Below are 17098 nucleotides of genomic sequence, written 5' to 3' on the forward strand. Positions count from 1 at the left end.
CTGCCACCTCTTTACCAAGGTTCACTTTTTCGCGGCCCATCCGAATCAATACAGGCCGGGTATTGGCCTAGTCTAACCGAATGAAACGGAAAATACCCACTGTTTGCTTTCAATCACTTGGACAGCATTCTTGAACCACGAATGCGACGCCACCCTCGGTTCCACTTGCACTTTGGGGGGTGGATGGTATTGAGCGCCCCATCTGCCTGTAATCCAAAGGAACAACGCCCGTGGACCTGACTGCGCTGCGCAATGCCAATCCTGAACACTGGAACAAGGCTGCGGCTATCCGCACCCTGACCCTTGACGCCGTCGCTGCCGCCAATTCCGGCCATTCCGGTATGCCGATGGGCATGGCCGACGTTGCGACCGTGCTGTTTGAAAAGCATCTGAAATTCGACGCCTCGGCCCCGAACTGGCCCGATCGTGATCGGTTCATCCTGTCTGCAGGTCACGGTTCGATGCTGGTCTATTCTCTGCTGTATCTCACCGGTCATGCGGACGTGACGCTGGACGAGATCAAGAACTTCCGCCAGCTGGGTGCGAAAACTGCAGGCCACCCGGAAAACTTCCTGGTGGACGGGATTGAAACCACGACCGGACCACTGGGTCAGGGCATTTCCAACGCAGTTGGTTTCGCCATGGCCGAAGAAATTCAGCGCGCCCATTACGGTAAAAAGGTTGTCGACCACTATACTTACGTCATCGCGGGTGACGGCTGCCTGATGGAAGGCGTCAGCCAGGAAGCCATCACTCTGGCTGGCCGTCATGAGCTCAGCAAACTGATTGTTTTCTGGGACAACAACAACATCACCATCGACGGCACCGTGGATATTGCCGATCGCACCGATCAAGTGCGCCGTTTCAAGGCTTCGGGCTGGAACGTGATTGAAATCGATGGTCATGATCCGATCGCGATTGATGCGGCCATTGTGCAAGCCAAATCATCGAACAAACCATCCATGATCGCCTGCGAAAGCCATATTGCGCTTGGTCACGCCGCACAAGATACTTCCAAAGGTCACGGCGCACTGACCGATCAGGATCAGCTGAAAGCCGCCAAAAACGGCTATGGTTGGCCCCATGATGCCTTTGTGGTCCCTACTGACGTCAAATCGGCTTGGGAGGCCATCGGTGCCCGTGGCGCGGCTGAACGCGCCGAATGGGAAGAGCGTTTCGCGCAGATTTCCGAACGCAAACAGGCCGAATTCAACCGCGCCTATGCGTTTGATGCACCTAAGAAACTGGCCGGTGCCATCCGTGCGTTCAAAAAGCAGATGTCGGAAGATCAGCCGAAACTCGCCACCCGCGCGTCTTCGGAAAAGGTTCTGAACGTCGTGAACCCGATCATGCCCGAGACCGTTGGCGGTTCGGCCGACTTGACCGGGTCGAACAACACCAAATCTGCGGATATGGGCGTATTCCTGCCGGAAAACCGCAAGGGTCGCTATATTCACTATGGTATCCGTGAGCACGGAATGGCCGCAGCGATGAACGGTATGGCGCTGCACGGTGGTATCCGCCCATATGGCGGCACGTTCATGGCGTTCACCGACTATGCCCGCCCCTCTATGCGTTTGGCCGCTTTGATGAAGGTGCCGACGGTCTTCGTGATGACCCATGACTCGATTGGTCTGGGCGAAGACGGCCCGACCCACCAGCCGGTCGAGCATTTGGCAATCTCGCGCGCAACGCCGAACACTTATGTGTTCCGTCCTGCTGATGTGGTCGAGACGGCTGAGGCCTGGGAGTTGGCTCTGACCTTCAAGAATAGCCCGTCCGTTCTGTCGCTGACCCGTCAGGGCGTGCCGACGGTTCGCAAAGAACACAAGACCAAGAACCTGACCGCACAGGGCGCGTATGTTCTGGCCGACGCGGACAGCAAACGTCAGGCCATCCTGATCGCCACCGGGTCCGAAGTATCGCTGGCGATGGAAGCCAAAGCGATGCTTGAGGCTGAAGGCATTGGCACCCGCGTCGTCTCAATGCCCTCGATGGAGCTGTTCGCCGAGCAGGATGAAGCCTATCGAAAGCGCGTCCTGCCAGGTGGACCCGTCCGCGTTGGTATTGAGGCCGCCGTTCGCGCCGGTGGCTGGGATCGCTGGTTGCTGGGTGAACGTGGTCGCGAAGCCAAAGCCGGTTTCATCGGCATGTCCAGCTTCGGTGCGTCGGCCCCAGCCGGTGAACTGTACAAGCATTTCGGCATCACCGCCGAGGCGACAGTGGCCAAGGTCAAGGAACTGCTGGGTCAATAAACGCTCGGCTCATCAGCCAGATACAAAAAGGGCGGCTTTGGCCGCCCTTTCCTATTTTGGCTGCTTTAACTCGGCCTTCAACGCCGTATAGGCCCGTTTCGCATAACCCAACCGCAACTCATACCGTTCTGCTGGCACAATCCTATCGGGCACGTTCAGCCCTGCAGCAGACAAAACCTGCCTAACATGCGTTCCATATAGCGGAATGAATTGCGCCGACTGGCCGCTGAGCAGGTTAAACAATCGCCCCCCTGCCCACTTGGCGCGTCGGGCCGCAGTCTCCGCCGTGTCGATCCGGAAATACAGTACCTGGTAAAGCCTGAGCGGTTCAAACGGTATTTGTTCCGCACCAAGGTTCATGGCCGACAAGGCCGCCGCTTTGCGTTTGGCTGCCCGTCCCTTCAATTGTATGCGAACCCAACTCTGGACCGGTCTAAAAGTCGGTAAATGGCTCAGGTCTCTCATTTCAGGATTATGAATTTAATGCGCATCAGTCTTCTTTGAAAACATCCCGATCATCGGCCCGACCACCTTTGTCGCCACCGGGATCAGAACAAATCCCCATGCCAGACCGAACACACCGTCCATCGTTGCCTTGGATACCCATTCAACAACGCCGGTCCACTGCTCAGACACGGAATGACCAATGGCATAGGCCCAGTCGTGGATGTGGTGTCCCAGCCACCCAAAGCCCAGAACCTCCATCCCGTGAATGATGATGGAACCGCCGACCCACAACATCGCGGCGGTGCCGACTATGGACAGGATTTTCATGACAACCGGCATGGCTTTGACCAACCCGCGCCCAAGCCCTCGCCCAATCGGTGTCGGTGCGTTTTGCGCGAGGTACAGCCCGACATCGTCCATCTTCACGATCAGGGCAACTGACCCGTAGACCGCCACGGTGACACCGATCCCCACAACCGCCAAGGTCGCGGCCTGCATCCACAGGTTTGGGGCCTCAATCGCGGCCAGCGCAATCGTCATGATTTCAGCCGAAAGGATAAAATCTGTCTTGATCGCGCCTTTGACCTTTTGCTCTTCCAGATGGCCGGGGTCGCGAATGGCCATATCTTCGTCGATAACGTGACTGCCATGAGGGAATAGGACATGAAATATCTTCTCGGCCCCTTCGAAACACAAATAAGAGCCGCCGATCATCAACAAAGGCGTAATCAACCACGGTGCAAAGTTCGCCAGCAGTAAGGCAACCGGCAGCAGCAGGATGATCTTGTTAAAGATAGATCCGCGCGCGATACGCCAGATGATCGGCAATTCCCGCGCCGGGGCGAATCCCTGAACGTATTTCGGGGTCACGGCGGCATCGTCAATGATAACGCCTGCGGTCTTCGCCCCTGCCTTCCCGGCAGCCGCGACCACATCATCCACAGACGATGCCGCTACCTTTGCAATACCCGCTACATCATCCAACAGGGCCAACAGACCGCTCATGGTGTTTCCTTTCAATTCACCTGCCGCACCCGGAGCCTACCCGATCCGACGGCTAGCGCAAGCGTTAGCGCAACCGGCATAGGTTTGCGCTAACACGTTAAAAATATGTCACTTTTGGTCTTTTGAGAAAGCGCTTTGACCGCTATATGGCGTCCAACGCAAGCGCATTTGGAGACAGCACATGACCATCAAGGTCGGTATCAATGGTTTTGGCCGCATTGGCCGCTGCACGTTGTCGCATATCGCGGCATCCGCCCGCAACGACATCGAAGTGATCAAGGTCAACGCAACCGGCCCGCTGGAAACCACAGCGCACCTGCTAAAGTATGACAGTGTCCACGGACGTTTCCCCCGCGATGTCGCAATCGACGGAAAAACCATGGATCTGGGCCGCGGCCCGATGGAGATGTTCTCGACCTATGACATGAATGAACTGGACTGGGATGGCTGCGATGTCGTTCTGGAATGCACCGGTAAATTCAATGACGGTCTGAAAGCCAAAACGCACCTAGATCGTGGTGCGCAAAAGGTCCTGCTGTCAGCCCCCGGCAAGAACGTCGATAAGACCATCGTGTATGGTGTAAACCACAACAGCCTTGTGACCGATGATAAAATGGTCTCGAACGGTTCGTGCACCACGAACTGCCTTGCTCCGCTTGCCAAGGTACTGGACGAGGGCATCGGCATCGAGAACGGCATCATGACCACGATCCATGCTTATACCGGCGACCAGCCGACCCTGGACCGCCGTCACAGCGATTTGTACCGCGCCCGTGCTGCCGCGATGTCGATGATCCCGACCTCAACAGGTGCCGCGAAAGCACTGGGCGAGGTTCTGCCCAACCTGAAAGGTCGCCTGGATGGTTCGGCCATTCGTGTTCCGACCCCGAATGTTTCTGCGGTTGATCTGACATTCCGCGCCGCACGTGATGTAACGGTAGAAGAAGTGAACGCCATCGTACGCGAGGCCTCGCAGGGTTCGATGCAGCGCGTTCTGGGCTATGAGCCCGCTCCGCTGGTTTCGACCGATTTCAACAACACCGAAGAAAGCTCGATCTTCGCACCCGATCAGACCCGCGTGGTCGGCGACCGCATGGTCCGCGTTCTGGCATGGTACGACAACGAATGGGCGTTCTCGGTCCGCATGGCAGACGTTGCAGTTGCCATGGGTCGCCTTAACTAAGGTTGCTTTGAAATCTTGAACCTTTTCGCCCGCTCAGGTTAACTGGGCGGGCGTTTTCGTCCGGGGCTAGCATGACAAATCAAATCGCCATTTGGCTTGCCCTGCTCATTCTGGGCTTGTTCGTTATCAGCTATGCCCTCTTTGGAACCGAACAATTCGTGTTCCTTGGCAAGAAACTCTACTTCTTTCTGGACTGGCTCGCCTTCTGGCGTTGACTGAGGTTTTGCTTGACTTTTTCTCTGATCTGGCTTTGTTAGCGCTAACTTCATATTGGCCGCAATTCGCACGGAGCAGGACATGACACTCAAGCTGGCAATCAACGGATTTGGACGGATCGGACGCGGCGTGCTGCGGGCCGTCATAGAATCCGGGCGGACGGACGTTGAAATCGTTGCGATAAACGACTTGGCGAAGCCGGAATTGAACGCGCATTTGTTCGAATTCGACAGCGTCCATGGCCGGTACGGCAAACCGGTCACTTTAACCGAGGCAGGCCTGGACGTTGGAAACGGTCCGATCCGCCTGAGCAGCGAACGCGAGCCGGAAAAACTGGATTGGTCCGATGTGGACGTCGTTCTGGAATGCACTGGCGTATTCCGCACACGCGAAGCTGCATCCCGCCATTTCACGAACGGATCGAAGAAGGTTTTGATCTCGGCCCCAGCCCGCGGCGATGGCGCGGTAAAAACGATTGTGTTCGGCGTCAACGATCACGAGCTGACGGCTGAAGATAACGTGGTGTCCAACGCGTCTTGCACGACCAATTGCTTGTCACCGGTTGCCGCAGCACTGGATGCAGGGCTTGGCATTGTGCATGGCAACATGACCACGGTTCACGCCTACACAGCCAGCCAACCCGTCCACGACACTGCCGGGAAAGACCCATACCTGTCCCGCGCGGCAGCATTGTCGATGATTCCGACCACAACAGGCGCGGCCTCTGCCGTTGGCCTCGTCTTGCCGCAATTGGCCGGAAAACTGACAGGTCAGGCTATTCGTGTCCCAACCCCGAACGTGTCCGTGGTTGATCTGGTCGCCGAAGTCTCGCGCCCGACAACGGAAGAAGAAGTCAACGCGCTGTTTACCGAAGCCGCAGCCAGAATCCCCGGAGTTCTGGCGGCAGAGAACCGCCCGTTGGTCTCGGTGGATTTTAACCACGACCTACACAGTTCGACCGTTTCATTGCCGGAAACCAAGGTGACCGACGGCACACTGGTGCGTGTGCTGGCGTGGTATGACAACGAATGGGGTTTTTCGAACCGGATGCTAGACACCGCCGCGGCGATGGGAGCCCTATCCTAAACGGTCACGCAGCGCAGCATTGACGCGGGGCGTGACGAATTTCGACACGTCCCCGTCCAACCGGGCGATTTCCTTAACCAACTTGGAGGCAATGGCCTGATGCCGCGCCTCGGCCATCAGGAAGACCGTCTCGATCGAGTCGTCCAATGCCCGGTTCATTCCGACCATCTGGAATTCATACTCAAAATCCGCAACCGCCCGCAGCCCGCGGACAATGATCTGCGCCCCAACATCGCGGGCGCAGTCGATCAGCAGGTTTTCAAAGGGATGCGCAACGATTTCAGTTCCCGTTTGCTCAGTCAGATGGGCGCATTCCGCCTCGATCATCGCAACGCGTTCCTCAAGTGAGAACAATGGGCCCTTGTCGCGGTTGATCGCGACGCCAATGACGAGCTTGTCCACCAAAGCAGCCGCACGGCGAATGATATCGATATGACCCAGGGTGATTGGATCGAATGTTCCGGGATATAATCCAACCCTCATCGTGGCCTCCTGCGCAATAAACTTTCTGCGCTAGCAAACATAACTTCGCCGCAGGTGCAAGAGGCAGCTATGGGGATCAAGGGCGTCAATGCCCCATGATCATGCCTTGCAGCGCGTCTTTTTCCATAGCCAGTTCCGCCAGCTGCGCCTTAACCACGTCGCCCAGCGTCACGATCCCCACCAGCTTGCCGTCTTCAACAACGGGCATGTGGCGAAAGCGCCCTTCGGTCATGCGCGTCATGATATCCTGAACCGTGTCCTGCTGAGTGGCTGTCACAAGGTTACGGGTCATATAGGCGCTGACTGGCTGCGCCAGGCAACCACTGCCGCTTGCGGCCAACTCCCTTACGATGTCCCGCTCGGAAAGGATGCCAGATGCCGTTTCGCCGCCATCTTCTGATACAACAACCGTCCCGATCCGTTTTTCGGCTAGGATTTTCGAGGCGTCAGCCACAGTGATTGTCGGGCTGACTGTCTCGACCCCTCCGGTGGCCTTGGATTTCAGAATGGCCTGAACGAGCATAAGCGTAACCTCCGAAATAATGTCCTGTTTTCCAAAGCGTTGCCGGAATGCTTAAACCTGTCAAGGTGACACTTGAGCCTCAAGCCGCTCAACCTCTTCCCGAATACCCTGAGACAAGGCCTGCGCAAACCGGTTCAACCTTTCATTCCGCTGATCGCCCTGATGTCGCACCAGGTGAAAACTCCGGGTCAAACTCACCTGATCCGTCAGGATTTTCTGCAGGTTGGGATGAAACGGCAAGGTGAAGTCATGCGCAACACAAACCCCCGTTCCAAGCGTGGCCTGCCGCAGCTGAACCGACACCGAATTCGATGCAAGCGCGACACGGTCAACACCGATATCCACTAGATAATCCAGCTCGCGGTCAAAGATCATATCCGGAATGTAGCCAATCATGCGATGGCCACTCAGGTCTTGGACCGTGCGGATTGCCGGGTAAGAGGCCAGATAGTCGCGCGTCGCAACAAGGTGCAGTTTGTAATCGGTGATTTTCTGGACCAGAAGGCTCCCAGCTGTTGGTGCACTGACGGTCACCGCCATATCAGCCTCGCGCCGGGACAGGTTGATCACGCGCGGCAGGGCCAGAATCTGAATATCCAGATCGGGGTTTGCATCGCTGATTTTCGCGCAGACCTGCGGCAAAAGATAGTTGGCCGACCCGTCTGGCGCGCCAATCCGTATTTGTCCGCTGAGCGTTTTTGACGTTCCCGCCATTGCACCCGCCGCCGCGCGCATCGCCTCTTCTGCTTTTTGCCCGTGTTCCATTAGGCGCTCACCCGCAGCGGTCAAAAGGTAGCCTTGCTGCGACTTGGTAAACAGGGGGGCTTCCAATGAGGCTTCTAACCGAGCAATCCGCCGCCCGACGGTGGCAGGGTCGATCTTCAGCTGACGCCCGGCAGCCGAAAGGCTTTCTTCTCGCGCGACGGCCAGAAAGACCCGCATATCATCCCAGTTCGGTGTCACGCCCTGCCCTTTGCATTTTTGCAAAACCTCTTTGGGACATTGCCTCTGTTCAAGCAATTTATGCAAGCCTATTGTGCGCACAAATGCATCGGAGGAGATCTGCAATGACCGAGCTGTCCCATTTCATCAACGGCGAGAATGTCGCCGGAACCTCAGGACGATTTGACGACGTCTTTAACCCTGCCACTGGAGAGGTTCAGTACAAGTGCCCGATGGCAAGTGCTGCTGAAACCACAGCCGCAATCGAAAGCGCAGCCGCCGCGCAGCTGACCTGGGGGGCAACCAACCCGCAGAAACGCGCACGTGTCATGATGGCAATGGTTCACCTGATGAATCGCGACATGGACAAGCTGGCCGAAGCGCTGAGCCGCGAGCATGGCAAAACTATCCCTGACGCAAAAGGCGATCTGCAGCGCGGTCTGGAAGTGATCGAATACTGCATCGCCGCGCCTCAGATGCTGAAAGGTGAATTCACCGACAGCGCAGGTCCGGGCATTGACATGTATTCGATGCGTCAGCCGCTGGGTGTTGTTGCTTCGATCATGCCGTTCAATTTCCCGGCCATGATGCCGCTGTGGCACGTGGGTCCTGCACTGGCCTGCGGCAACGCCGTGGTTCTGAAACCGTCTGAGCGTGACCCCTCGGTACCGCTGATGCTGGCTGAACTGTTCGTCGAAGCCGGCCTGCCCAAGGGCGTCTTCCAGGTCGTCAACGGCGACAAAGAGGCCGTGGACACTCTGCTGGACAGCGATACCATTCAGGGCGTGTCCTTTGTTGGCTCGACCCCGATCGCGCAATACATCTATTCCCGCGCAACCGCGAACGGTAAGCGCGCGCAGTGTTTCGGCGGCGCCAAGAACCACATGATCGTCATGCCTGACGCGGATTTGGATCAGGCTGCCGACGCTCTGGTCGGTGCCGGGTTTGGCGCGGCGGGCGAACGCTGCATGGCCATCTCGGTTGCTGTGCCAGTTGGCGAAGAAACCGCTGACGCTCTGATCGAAAAACTGATCCCGCGCGTCGAAAAGCTGAAGGTCGGACCTTACACCGCCGGTGATGACGTCGACATGGGCCCAGTTGTAACCGGCGCTGCCAAAGAGCGTATTCTTGGTCTGATCAATTCGGGTGTGGAACAAGGCGCGAAGCTGGTTGTTGATAACCGCGACTTCAGCTTGCAGGGCTATGAGGACGGATTCTTTGTCGGCCCACACCTGTTCGATAATGTGACGCCTGAGATGGACATCTACAAGCAAGAGATTTTTGGCCCGGTTCTGTCGACCGTGCGCGCAGGCTCTTATGAAGAAGCTCTGAAACTGGCGATGGACCATGAGTATGGCAATGGCACCGCGATCTTTACGCGCGATGGCGACACTGCGCGCGACTTTGCCAGCCGTGTGAATATCGGCATGGTCGGTATCAACGTTCCGATCCCGGTTCCGCTGGCCTACCACACCTTTGGCGGCTGGAAGAAATCCATGTTTGGTGACCTGAACCAGCACGGTCCGGACAGCTTCAAGTTCTACACCCGCACGAAAACCGTTACGGCCCGTTGGCCGTCGGGCATCAAAGAAGGTGGCGAGTTCAACTTCAAAGCGATGGACTGATTTTTAGCGTCAAATTGACCAAAGGCCGCCTCAATGGGCGGCCTTTTTCGTTCCTCGTCAAGGTATCAGTTGTTTAGGAGCTCGCTCAGATCTGCCAATTTGGTTTTCAGCTCATAAGATACGGGACTTTCCAGGGTTTCTGATTTCTTGGTCATATCGTGCGGTCTCCGAACATCTGTGGGCCTGTCCCTTGGAAATGGAGAGGCCAAGTTAGAAAAATACCCCAAGCCTTATCCGGCAAACAGCAAAACCCTGTCCGGACACCGGTCAATTCCCCGTCCGAGCAGGCAAAAAACCGCGTGAAACATGTAAATCTCACGGAAAATTTAAGCCAAGCATCTGGCCCTGAAGCAACGCAGTCACTAAATTGCTGGAAACTCTCGAGCAGTCCTTCAGGAGGCATCCGTGTCCAGTTCCCGTATTAATCGTCGTACCGCCTTGCTGGGTGCTGCGTCCGTCCTTGCGACACCGACGCTGTTGCGCGCCGAAAGTTCAGATGCTTTCCCAACAACAGAAGAGGCGATCAGCACGCAACTGCCGGTGCGCCGCAATGTCTCGTCCTTCTCGCAACAGAACTGGCAGGACCATTTTGACCAGCTGGGCGCTGGCGCTTTGCTGGCCGATATCACAAGCCGCGCGGTGCACTATTGGGGACCCGATGGCACCTACAAGCTGTACCCCAGTTCGGTACCGATGAGCGAAGAGCTGACCAAGCGCGGCTATACCAAAGTTGTGCGCAAAGCGGAAAACCCAAGCTGGACGCCGACCGCCTCGATGCGCGAACGCGACCCGCTTTTGCCGGTTCGTATGGAAGGCGGGGAGCCCGGCAACCCGCTGGGTACACGCGCCATGTATCTAGGTTGGCCAGCTTATCTTGTGCACGGAACTCATGATACGCGAAAGATCGGACGCCAAAGCTCGTCAGGGTGCATTGGCCTGTATAACCAACATGTCGAGGAGCTTTATCCTCTGGTAAAAGTCGGAACCCAAGTCAGACTAGTCTAACGAAAAAGCCCCGGTCATCAGAACCGGGGCTTTCTTCTACTCAGATGGGGGTCTTATTCCGGCAGGATCACCGCATCGACGACGTGGATCACACCATTGCTGGTTTCGATGTCGGCCTGAACGACTTTAGCGTCGTTCACTTTTACGCCGTTCTTGGCGTTCACGCTCAGACGGTCGCCTTGTACGGTAAGCACCTTCGCACGTTTGCCAGCGATATCACCCGACATCACCTTGGCCGGGACCACGTGATAGGTAAGGATTTCGACCAACTGATCTTTGTTTTCAGGCAACAGCAGCGTTTCCACCGTACCTTCGGGCAGTGCCGCAAAAGCTTCATCAGTCGGTGCGAACACTGTGAACGGTCCGTCACTTTTCAACGTGTCGACAAGACCCGCGGCCTGAACGGCGGCGACCAATGTGTTGAAGGAACCGGCTGATACTGCGGTATCCACGATATCTGCAGCCTGTGCTTTTACAGGCAGTGTCAGTGCAATTGCGGCGGCGGCGCCCATAAACGTACGACGAAACATGGCTGTCATCTCCTCTCCAGCTTGGTTATGGAAAGGGGTACGGGCGCTTAGTCGCGCCGGATCACTAACTGATCAATTTTCTTTGACCTGCACCCATAAACTTTGAGCACGACCGTCCTTCAAAAATGGCAAGGATTCTACCGCATCGGGGCAATCCTGCTGTAGGTAGTAGCCGGGCCAAAGCATTGAATATGCACCAGATTGCAGGAGTGCATGCAGCATGTACTGCTCACCCCAGCCCGGGCAATCATAGAAGAACCGTTTGGGATATTCGTAGGGCAGAAAAACATCGTGCACATGAATGACCACACCGGGTTTGAGCGCCGGAATGATGCGGCAGAACAGGTGCGCGACGTCATTGCTCATGCGGACAACGTGGCTGGAATCGATGAACAACACGTCGCCAGCTTCGAGCTGTTCAAAGAGCGTCGGGTCGATCTCCTCCAAACGTTTTTGTTCGAACTGATCCACCACATGCGCGATGTCTGCCCGGGGATACGGATCGATTGCGGTGACCTTGGTCTCCAATCCGCCGTCGATAATCGCCTGCCGCGTTACACGGGTCGAGTTTCCGCAACCCACCTCGATCACCCGCTTGGGTTTGAACCGGCGGATCATCAGATACAGCGCGTCCGCATCCGGGCTGTCGTAGTAGCCGTTGTTAATACGATATCCGGTCTTGTTGCGCGCAGGGTCTTTCAGAGCTTCCAGCGAAGCGGAATGTTCTTGGTATTCCGACACCAGCTGGGCAATGTCGAACCCCTCCATCCCCGGTGACAGGGCATAGGCAGGCCGGGTCAAACCCCCTGCCCGTTCGAACGCCTCAAGACGCGCACGCTCATCCCGTTCGGTCACTTTGTCGATCAGTTTTACACCCAACCGGTCAAGCACGGCGTTCAGCCGGGGGAATTTCCTTGGTTTCACGGGGGTGGCTCCGGGTTTGGTGATAATCTGAACGCCTCCTTACCTGTGCGTATGGGGGCTTCGCAAGAACCCAGCTGGCAAACACTTGGCAAAAAGACAATTTCCGTATTCACTGGTCAGAACACAGTTGCGAGGGCCGGAATGCAGCAGGAATTTACGCTGGGCATCGAAGAAGAGTATCTGCTGGTTGCTCGAGACAGTCTGGAACTCGCCGAAGCGCCTGCCGCGTTAATGGAAGCCTGCCAGGCCGATTTTGAAGGACAGGTCAGCCCCGAATTCCTGCAATGCCAGATCGAGGTCGGTACGCGCCCGCATGTGACCATCAGCTCTGCGCGCGAGGATCTGAAACGCTTGCGGTCCTGTGTTTCGAAACGCGCCGCCGAGCACAACCTTGCTCCAATCGCTGTTTCCTGCCACCCCTTTGCTGACTGGAAAAAACAGCAACACACGCGCAAAGACCGATATGACGCGCTACAACACGCGTTGGGCGGAGTGGCGCGGCGTATGCTTATCTGTGGCATGCATGTCCATATCGGGGTGACCGATTCAGCCTTGCGCGCCGACCTGATTCCGCAGCTGTCCTACTTTCTGCCGCATCTCTTGGCCTTGTCGACGTCATCGCCCTATTGGAACGGTGAGGACACAGGACTGTCTTCGTACAGGTTAACGGTGTTCGACAACTTGCCACGGACAGGACTCCCGCCGATCTTTTCCGGCTGGTCCGAATATGAACGTACTACGGGCGTTCTGGTCGAACTGGGCGTGATCGAAGATACCACGAAAATCTGGTGGGATTTGCGACCGTCGCACCAATATCCAACGCTGGAGACCCGGATCATGGACGTGCAGCCCCGCATGGAGCATGCACTTTCACTGGCCGCAATGGTGCAGGCGTTAACGCGCATGCTATGTCGCTTGAAAGACCGAAATCTCAGGTGGCGACAATACGATCGCTTTCTCATTGGCGAAAACCGCTGGCGTGCGCAGCGCTATGGCGTTGGCGAAGGGATGATTGACTTCGGAGATCGCTCAATCAAACCCATGCCGGAACTCATGGGCGAATTGATGGGTCTGCTGGCCGAAGACGCCGAAGCTCTGGGCACCATGACTGAGTTGGCAAAGCTGCAGCAGATTGCCCAGAACGGCACCTCGGCCACCCGCCAGCGCCGGGTACATGCCGAGGCAGCGGCAAAAGGTGATGACCCCGGCAAGGCTGTGGTTCAACACTTGATTGACGAATTCCATCAAGACCTCTGAACGTTGGCACGTTCTCCCGCACAAGAATGTGCCCGTGATTGATGGCCGTGCAAAATTTCTGTAAGGATTGGGAAATAAACACTCGTTCAATTCAACGGGCAGCGTGGGAGGCAATCCATGGATTTCGCAACAACCGAAGAGCAGAACGCAATCTTCGACATGGCCCATGATTTCGGGCAGGAAAACATCGCCCCATTTGCCCGCCAGTGGGAAGCCGAAGGCACCATCCCCAAAGACCTTTGGCCGCGCATTGGTGAGCTGGGTTTCGGCGGCCTTTATGTCTCGGAAGACAGCGGCGGTTCTGGCCTGTCTCGTCTGGACGCCACGCTTGTGTTCGAAGCTTTGTCGATGGCCTGCCCCTCTGTCGCGGCCTTTCTGTCGATCCACAACATGTGCGCCAAGATGCTGGACAGCTTCGCCAGTGACGAGCTGAAATGCCGCATCATGCCCGATGTTCTTAGCTTGAACACCGTGCTCAGCTATTGCCTGACCGAGCCCGGCTCAGGTTCGGACGCGGCCGCTTTGAAAACCCGCGCGGAACGAACGAACGAAGGCTATACTTTGAACGGCACCAAGGCTTTCATCTCGGGGGGCGGGTATTCGGATGCCTATGTCTGCATGGTGCGCACCGGCCAGGATGGGCCCAAGGGCATTTCGACGGTCTATGTCGAGGATGGCACCCCAGGCCTGAGCTTTGGCGCGCTGGAACAGAAGATGGGGTGGAAAAGCCAGCCTACTGCTCAGGTACAGTTCGACGATTGCAAGATCCCCTCCGACAACCTTGTCGGTGTCGAGGGTGACGGTTTTAAATACGCGATGAAGGGACTGGATGGCGGACGTCTGAACATCGCGTCCTGTTCTCTAGGTGCCGCACAAACCGGGTTGAACATGACACTGCAATACATGTCCGAGCGGAAGGCTTTCGGGCAGTCCATCGACCAGTTTCAGGCCCTTCAGTTCCGTCTGGCAGATATGGAGATCGAGCTGCAGGCCGCCCGGACATTCCTGCGTCAGGCGGCGTGGAAGTTGGATCAGGGCGCGCCCGATTCAACAAAGTTCTGCGCTATGGCCAAGAAATTCGTGACCGAGACGGGATCGAAAGTGGTGGATCAGTGCCTGCAATTGCACGGCGGCTATGGTTATCTGGCCGACTATGGCATCGAAAAACTTGTGCGCGATCTGCGCGTGCATCAAATTTTGGAAGGCACGAACGAGATCATGCGGGTCATCGTTGCCCGCCAGATGCTCTCTCAGCGCTGAGGACTTTATGCCAGACATCTATATTCGCACCGCAGGCCGTGCCGGTCGTATCACCCTGACCCGAACCAAGGCCCTGAATGCACTCAGCTATGACATGTGCCTGGCGATCGACACCGCGCTGCGCAACTGGCGCGAGGACGACGCGGTCGAACTGGTTATTCTGGATGCCGAGGGCGACAAGGCCTTTTGCGCGGGCGGTGACATTGCCGAGCTTTATGAGACCGGCACCAAGGGCGATTTTGAATACGGCCGAAAGTTCTGGCGCGATGAGTACCGCTTGAATGCTCTGATCTTCGAATACCCAAAGCCAGTAGTCAGCTTTCTTCAGGGGTTCACGATGGGTGGTGGCGTCGGCATCGGTTGCCATGGTAGCCATCGCATCGTGGGTGAAACGTCGCAAATCGCCCTGCCTGAATGCTCGATTGGTTTGGTTCCGGATGTCGGCAGCACACTGATGCTGGCACTCGCACCCGGACGGTTAGGTGAATATCTCGGCACTACCGGTCATCGTATGGGTCCAGCAGATGCCATTCTGGCCGGTTTCGCAGATCATTACATTCCGATCCAGCAATGGCCGGATCTGATCGACATGCTTGAAGCATCCGGCGACGCCAGCATTCTTGAAAGCCATTCCGAAACGCCGCCCCAAGGCTCGTTGGGCGCAATGCAAGATGCGATTGAGTCAGATTTCGGTGGCGAAACTCTTGCAGATATACAGAACAGCCTGCGCAACTCGAACAATGAAGCCGCCGCTGACGCACTGAAGTTGATCGGGCGCAATTCGCCACTCTCCATGGCGTGCACGGTCGAAATGCTGCACCGTCTCCGCACTCCAAACCTGACCATACGCAAGGCGTTGGAACTGGAGTACCGATTTACCTATCGCGCGATGGAACACGGGGACTTTCTGGAGGGTATCCGGGCGCAGATCATCGACAAGGATCGCAACCCGAGCTGGCGCCATCAGAACCAAGACGTACCGGCTGTCGCTGTTTCAAAGATGCTACAACCTTTGGGCGCGGACACGCTGACTTTTGAGGAGGATTAAGGAATGAAAATCGGGTTTATCGGTCTGGGCAACATGGGCAATCCGATGGCGGCCAACCTTGCCAAAGCAGGGCATGATGTCAGCGGCTTTGACATGGCGGATGTCTCTGTCCCGGGTGTCACTATCGCCAGCTCCGGTCCTGAGGCCGCGACTGGTGCCGACATCGTCGTGACCATGCTGCCGAACGGACAGATCCTGCGGGCGGTGGCAAAAGAGATCATTCCCGCCATGGTGCCCGGAGCGGTCTGGATCGACTGTTCAACGGTCGATGTCGACAGCGCCCGTGCCGTCGCTGAGCAGGCCAAGGAAGCGGACGTTCTCGCAGTAGACGCCCCTGTGTCAGGTGGCATCGGCGGTGCGGCGGCGGGTACGCTAACCTTCATGGCAGGCGGTAGCGACGCGGCGTTTGAAAAGGCATCGCCGCTGTTCGACATCATGGGTCAGAAAGCTGTGCATTGCGGCGAATCCGGTGCTGGTCAAGCGGCCAAGATTTGCAACAACATGATCCTGGGCGTAACCATGATCGCCACCTGCGAGGCCTTTGCGCTGGCCGACAAGCTTGGGCTGGACCGGCAGAAGATGTTTGACGTGGTCAGCACGTCCTCGGGCTATAGCTGGACGATGAACGCCTACTGCCCCGCCCCCGGCGTTGGACCTGCCAGCCCGGCGGATAACGACTATCAACCCGGATTTGCGGCCGAGCTGATGCTAAAAGACCTGCGGCTCAGCCAGCAAGCTGCTGAAAGCTCGGACGCAGACACGCCCATGGGACAGGTTGCAACAGCGCTTTATGAGAAATTCGTCGAATCCGAAGACGGACTGGGCAAGGATTTTTCCGCCATGCTGCCACGTTTTGAAAACCGTACCAGGGGCTAGCTGCCGCAGGGTGGCAACTTCCTGCCCATCGGGTTGACCGGCGGACAAACAGCGGCCATCTGTTTCCTAACCGCGCTTTAACGCGAAAGGAAACATGATGTCGCGAATTCTGTCTGTTACTTTGACCATTGTCGCGCTTTCATTGAGTCCGGCTACAGCAATGGCTGGGAACGGAAAGAGTAAGGCGGGTCATTGCCCGCCAGGCTTGGCAAAAAAAGCAGTACCCTGTGTTCCGCCGGGTCAGGTAAAAAACCTGTACAAAAAGGGCGACTATATCACGCGCGACTACCGCTGGATCAACGATCCCTACCGTTATGGTCTGAATCGCGGCGGATCCTACATTCGCGCGGGCGATTACGTTTATCGTGTCGACCCCGAAACGCAAAAGGTGCTGAACCTGATCGGCGCAGTGGCTGATATTCTTTACTAAAGA

The 17098-nt window shown here is 56.8% G+C and carries 18 protein-coding genes; 11 read left to right on the forward strand and 7 right to left on the reverse strand.

Going from position 1 to position 17098, the window contains the following annotated elements; translation table 11 throughout:
- Nucleotides 1-230: 230 nt before the first annotated feature.
- Complete coding sequence (gene tkt, locus AC2FFH_RS05095; protein WP_496765105.1) at nt 231-2255, forward strand: transketolase; 2025 nt, start codon at nt 231-233, stop codon at nt 2253-2255.
- A 51-nt stretch (nt 2256-2306) separates the two neighbouring features.
- Here tkt and AC2FFH_RS05100 read toward each other — a convergent pair whose 3' ends face one another.
- Nucleotides 2307-2660: a hypothetical protein gene (locus tag AC2FFH_RS05100; RefSeq protein ID WP_496843903.1), complete on the reverse strand. Its 354-nt coding sequence runs from the start codon at nt 2658-2660 to the stop codon at nt 2307-2309.
- Nucleotides 2661-2735: 75 nt separating this feature from the next.
- Nucleotides 2736-3707: a DUF808 domain-containing protein gene (locus AC2FFH_RS05105; RefSeq protein WP_496739915.1), complete on the reverse strand. Its 972-nt coding sequence runs from the start codon at nt 3705-3707 to the stop codon at nt 2736-2738.
- A 181-nt stretch (nt 3708-3888) separates the two neighbouring features.
- On the opposite strand from AC2FFH_RS05105, the gene gap (AC2FFH_RS05110) reads away from it, so the two are divergent.
- From gap (AC2FFH_RS05110) to gap (AC2FFH_RS05120), 3 genes are all read left to right on the forward strand, one after another.
- The gene (gene gap, locus AC2FFH_RS05110) at nt 3889-4890 is read left to right on the forward strand and encodes a type I glyceraldehyde-3-phosphate dehydrogenase (protein WP_496722660.1); all 1002 of its coding nucleotides are present in this window, start codon (nt 3889-3891) and stop codon (nt 4888-4890) included.
- A 71-nt stretch (nt 4891-4961) separates the two neighbouring features.
- Nucleotides 4962-5105: a hypothetical protein gene (locus AC2FFH_RS05115; RefSeq protein WP_282151119.1), complete on the forward strand. Its 144-nt coding sequence runs from the start codon at nt 4962-4964 to the stop codon at nt 5103-5105.
- Between the two features lie 82 nt (nt 5106-5187).
- The gene (gene gap, locus AC2FFH_RS05120; RefSeq protein ID WP_496843904.1) at nt 5188-6192 is read left to right on the forward strand and encodes a type I glyceraldehyde-3-phosphate dehydrogenase; all 1005 of its coding nucleotides are present in this window, start codon (nt 5188-5190) and stop codon (nt 6190-6192) included.
- Here gap (AC2FFH_RS05120) and coaD read toward each other — a convergent pair.
- The 3 genes from coaD to AC2FFH_RS05135 form a co-directional block, all read right to left on the reverse strand.
- Nucleotides 6184-6675 carry a pantetheine-phosphate adenylyltransferase gene (coaD, locus tag AC2FFH_RS05125; protein ID WP_170412872.1) on the reverse strand — a complete coding sequence of 164 codons (492 nt, stop codon included), beginning with the start codon at nt 6673-6675 and terminating at the stop codon, nt 6184-6186. The genes gap (AC2FFH_RS05120) and coaD overlap by 9 nt on opposite strands.
- Nucleotides 6676-6760: 85 nt before the next feature.
- Nucleotides 6761-7198 carry a CBS domain-containing protein gene (locus AC2FFH_RS05130; RefSeq protein WP_058271514.1) on the reverse strand — a complete coding sequence of 146 codons (438 nt, stop codon included), beginning with the start codon at nt 7196-7198 and terminating at the stop codon, nt 6761-6763.
- 60 nt (nt 7199-7258) lie between these two features.
- On the reverse strand, nt 7259-8161 hold the full coding sequence (locus AC2FFH_RS05135; protein ID WP_496765141.1) for a LysR family transcriptional regulator: 903 nt from the start codon (nt 8159-8161) through the stop codon (nt 7259-7261).
- A 104-nt stretch (nt 8162-8265) separates the two neighbouring features.
- On the opposite strand from AC2FFH_RS05135, the gene AC2FFH_RS05140 reads away from it, so the two are divergent.
- Nucleotides 8266-9765, forward strand: a complete 1500-nt coding sequence (locus tag AC2FFH_RS05140) for a CoA-acylating methylmalonate-semialdehyde dehydrogenase (RefSeq protein WP_108858716.1) — start codon at nt 8266-8268, stop codon at nt 9763-9765.
- A 405-nt stretch (nt 9766-10170) separates the two neighbouring features.
- Entirely contained in the window at nt 10171-10770 is a 600-nt protein-coding gene (locus tag AC2FFH_RS05145; RefSeq protein WP_496765147.1) for a L,D-transpeptidase, read from the forward strand.
- Nucleotides 10771-10823: 53 nt separating this feature from the next.
- Here AC2FFH_RS05145 and AC2FFH_RS05150 read toward each other — a convergent pair whose 3' ends face one another.
- Nucleotides 10824-11300: a fasciclin domain-containing protein gene (locus tag AC2FFH_RS05150; protein ID WP_496722649.1), complete on the reverse strand. Its 477-nt coding sequence runs from the start codon at nt 11298-11300 to the stop codon at nt 10824-10826.
- Nucleotides 11301-11372: 72 nt separating this feature from the next.
- A complete protein-coding gene (locus AC2FFH_RS05155; RefSeq protein WP_496843905.1) occupies nt 11373-12224 on the reverse strand; it encodes a class I SAM-dependent methyltransferase in 852 nt (283 codons plus the stop codon).
- Nucleotides 12225-12365: 141 nt separating this feature from the next.
- Here AC2FFH_RS05155 and AC2FFH_RS05160 point away from each other — a divergent pair, with 141 nt between their 5' ends.
- From AC2FFH_RS05160 to AC2FFH_RS05180, 5 genes are all read left to right on the forward strand, one after another.
- Nucleotides 12366-13481 carry a carboxylate-amine ligase gene (locus AC2FFH_RS05160; RefSeq protein WP_496843906.1) on the forward strand — a complete coding sequence of 372 codons (1116 nt, stop codon included), beginning with the start codon at nt 12366-12368 and terminating at the stop codon, nt 13479-13481.
- 117 nt (nt 13482-13598) lie between these two features.
- A complete protein-coding gene (locus tag AC2FFH_RS05165; protein WP_496765158.1) occupies nt 13599-14741 on the forward strand; it encodes an acyl-CoA dehydrogenase family protein in 1143 nt (380 codons plus the stop codon).
- A 7-nt stretch (nt 14742-14748) separates the two neighbouring features.
- A complete protein-coding gene (locus tag AC2FFH_RS05170) occupies nt 14749-15789 on the forward strand; it encodes an enoyl-CoA hydratase/isomerase family protein (protein ID WP_496843907.1) in 1041 nt (346 codons plus the stop codon).
- A 3-nt stretch (nt 15790-15792) separates the two neighbouring features.
- Nucleotides 15793-16665, forward strand: a complete 873-nt coding sequence (gene mmsB / locus AC2FFH_RS05175; RefSeq protein ID WP_496765163.1) for a 3-hydroxyisobutyrate dehydrogenase — start codon at nt 15793-15795, stop codon at nt 16663-16665.
- A gap of 97 nt (nt 16666-16762) precedes the next feature.
- Complete coding sequence (locus AC2FFH_RS05180) at nt 16763-17095, forward strand: hypothetical protein (RefSeq protein WP_058271892.1); 333 nt, start codon at nt 16763-16765, stop codon at nt 17093-17095.
- Nucleotides 17096-17098: the final 3 nt, after the last annotated feature.

This window comes from Ruegeria sp. YTSC003, from assembly GCF_059609785.1.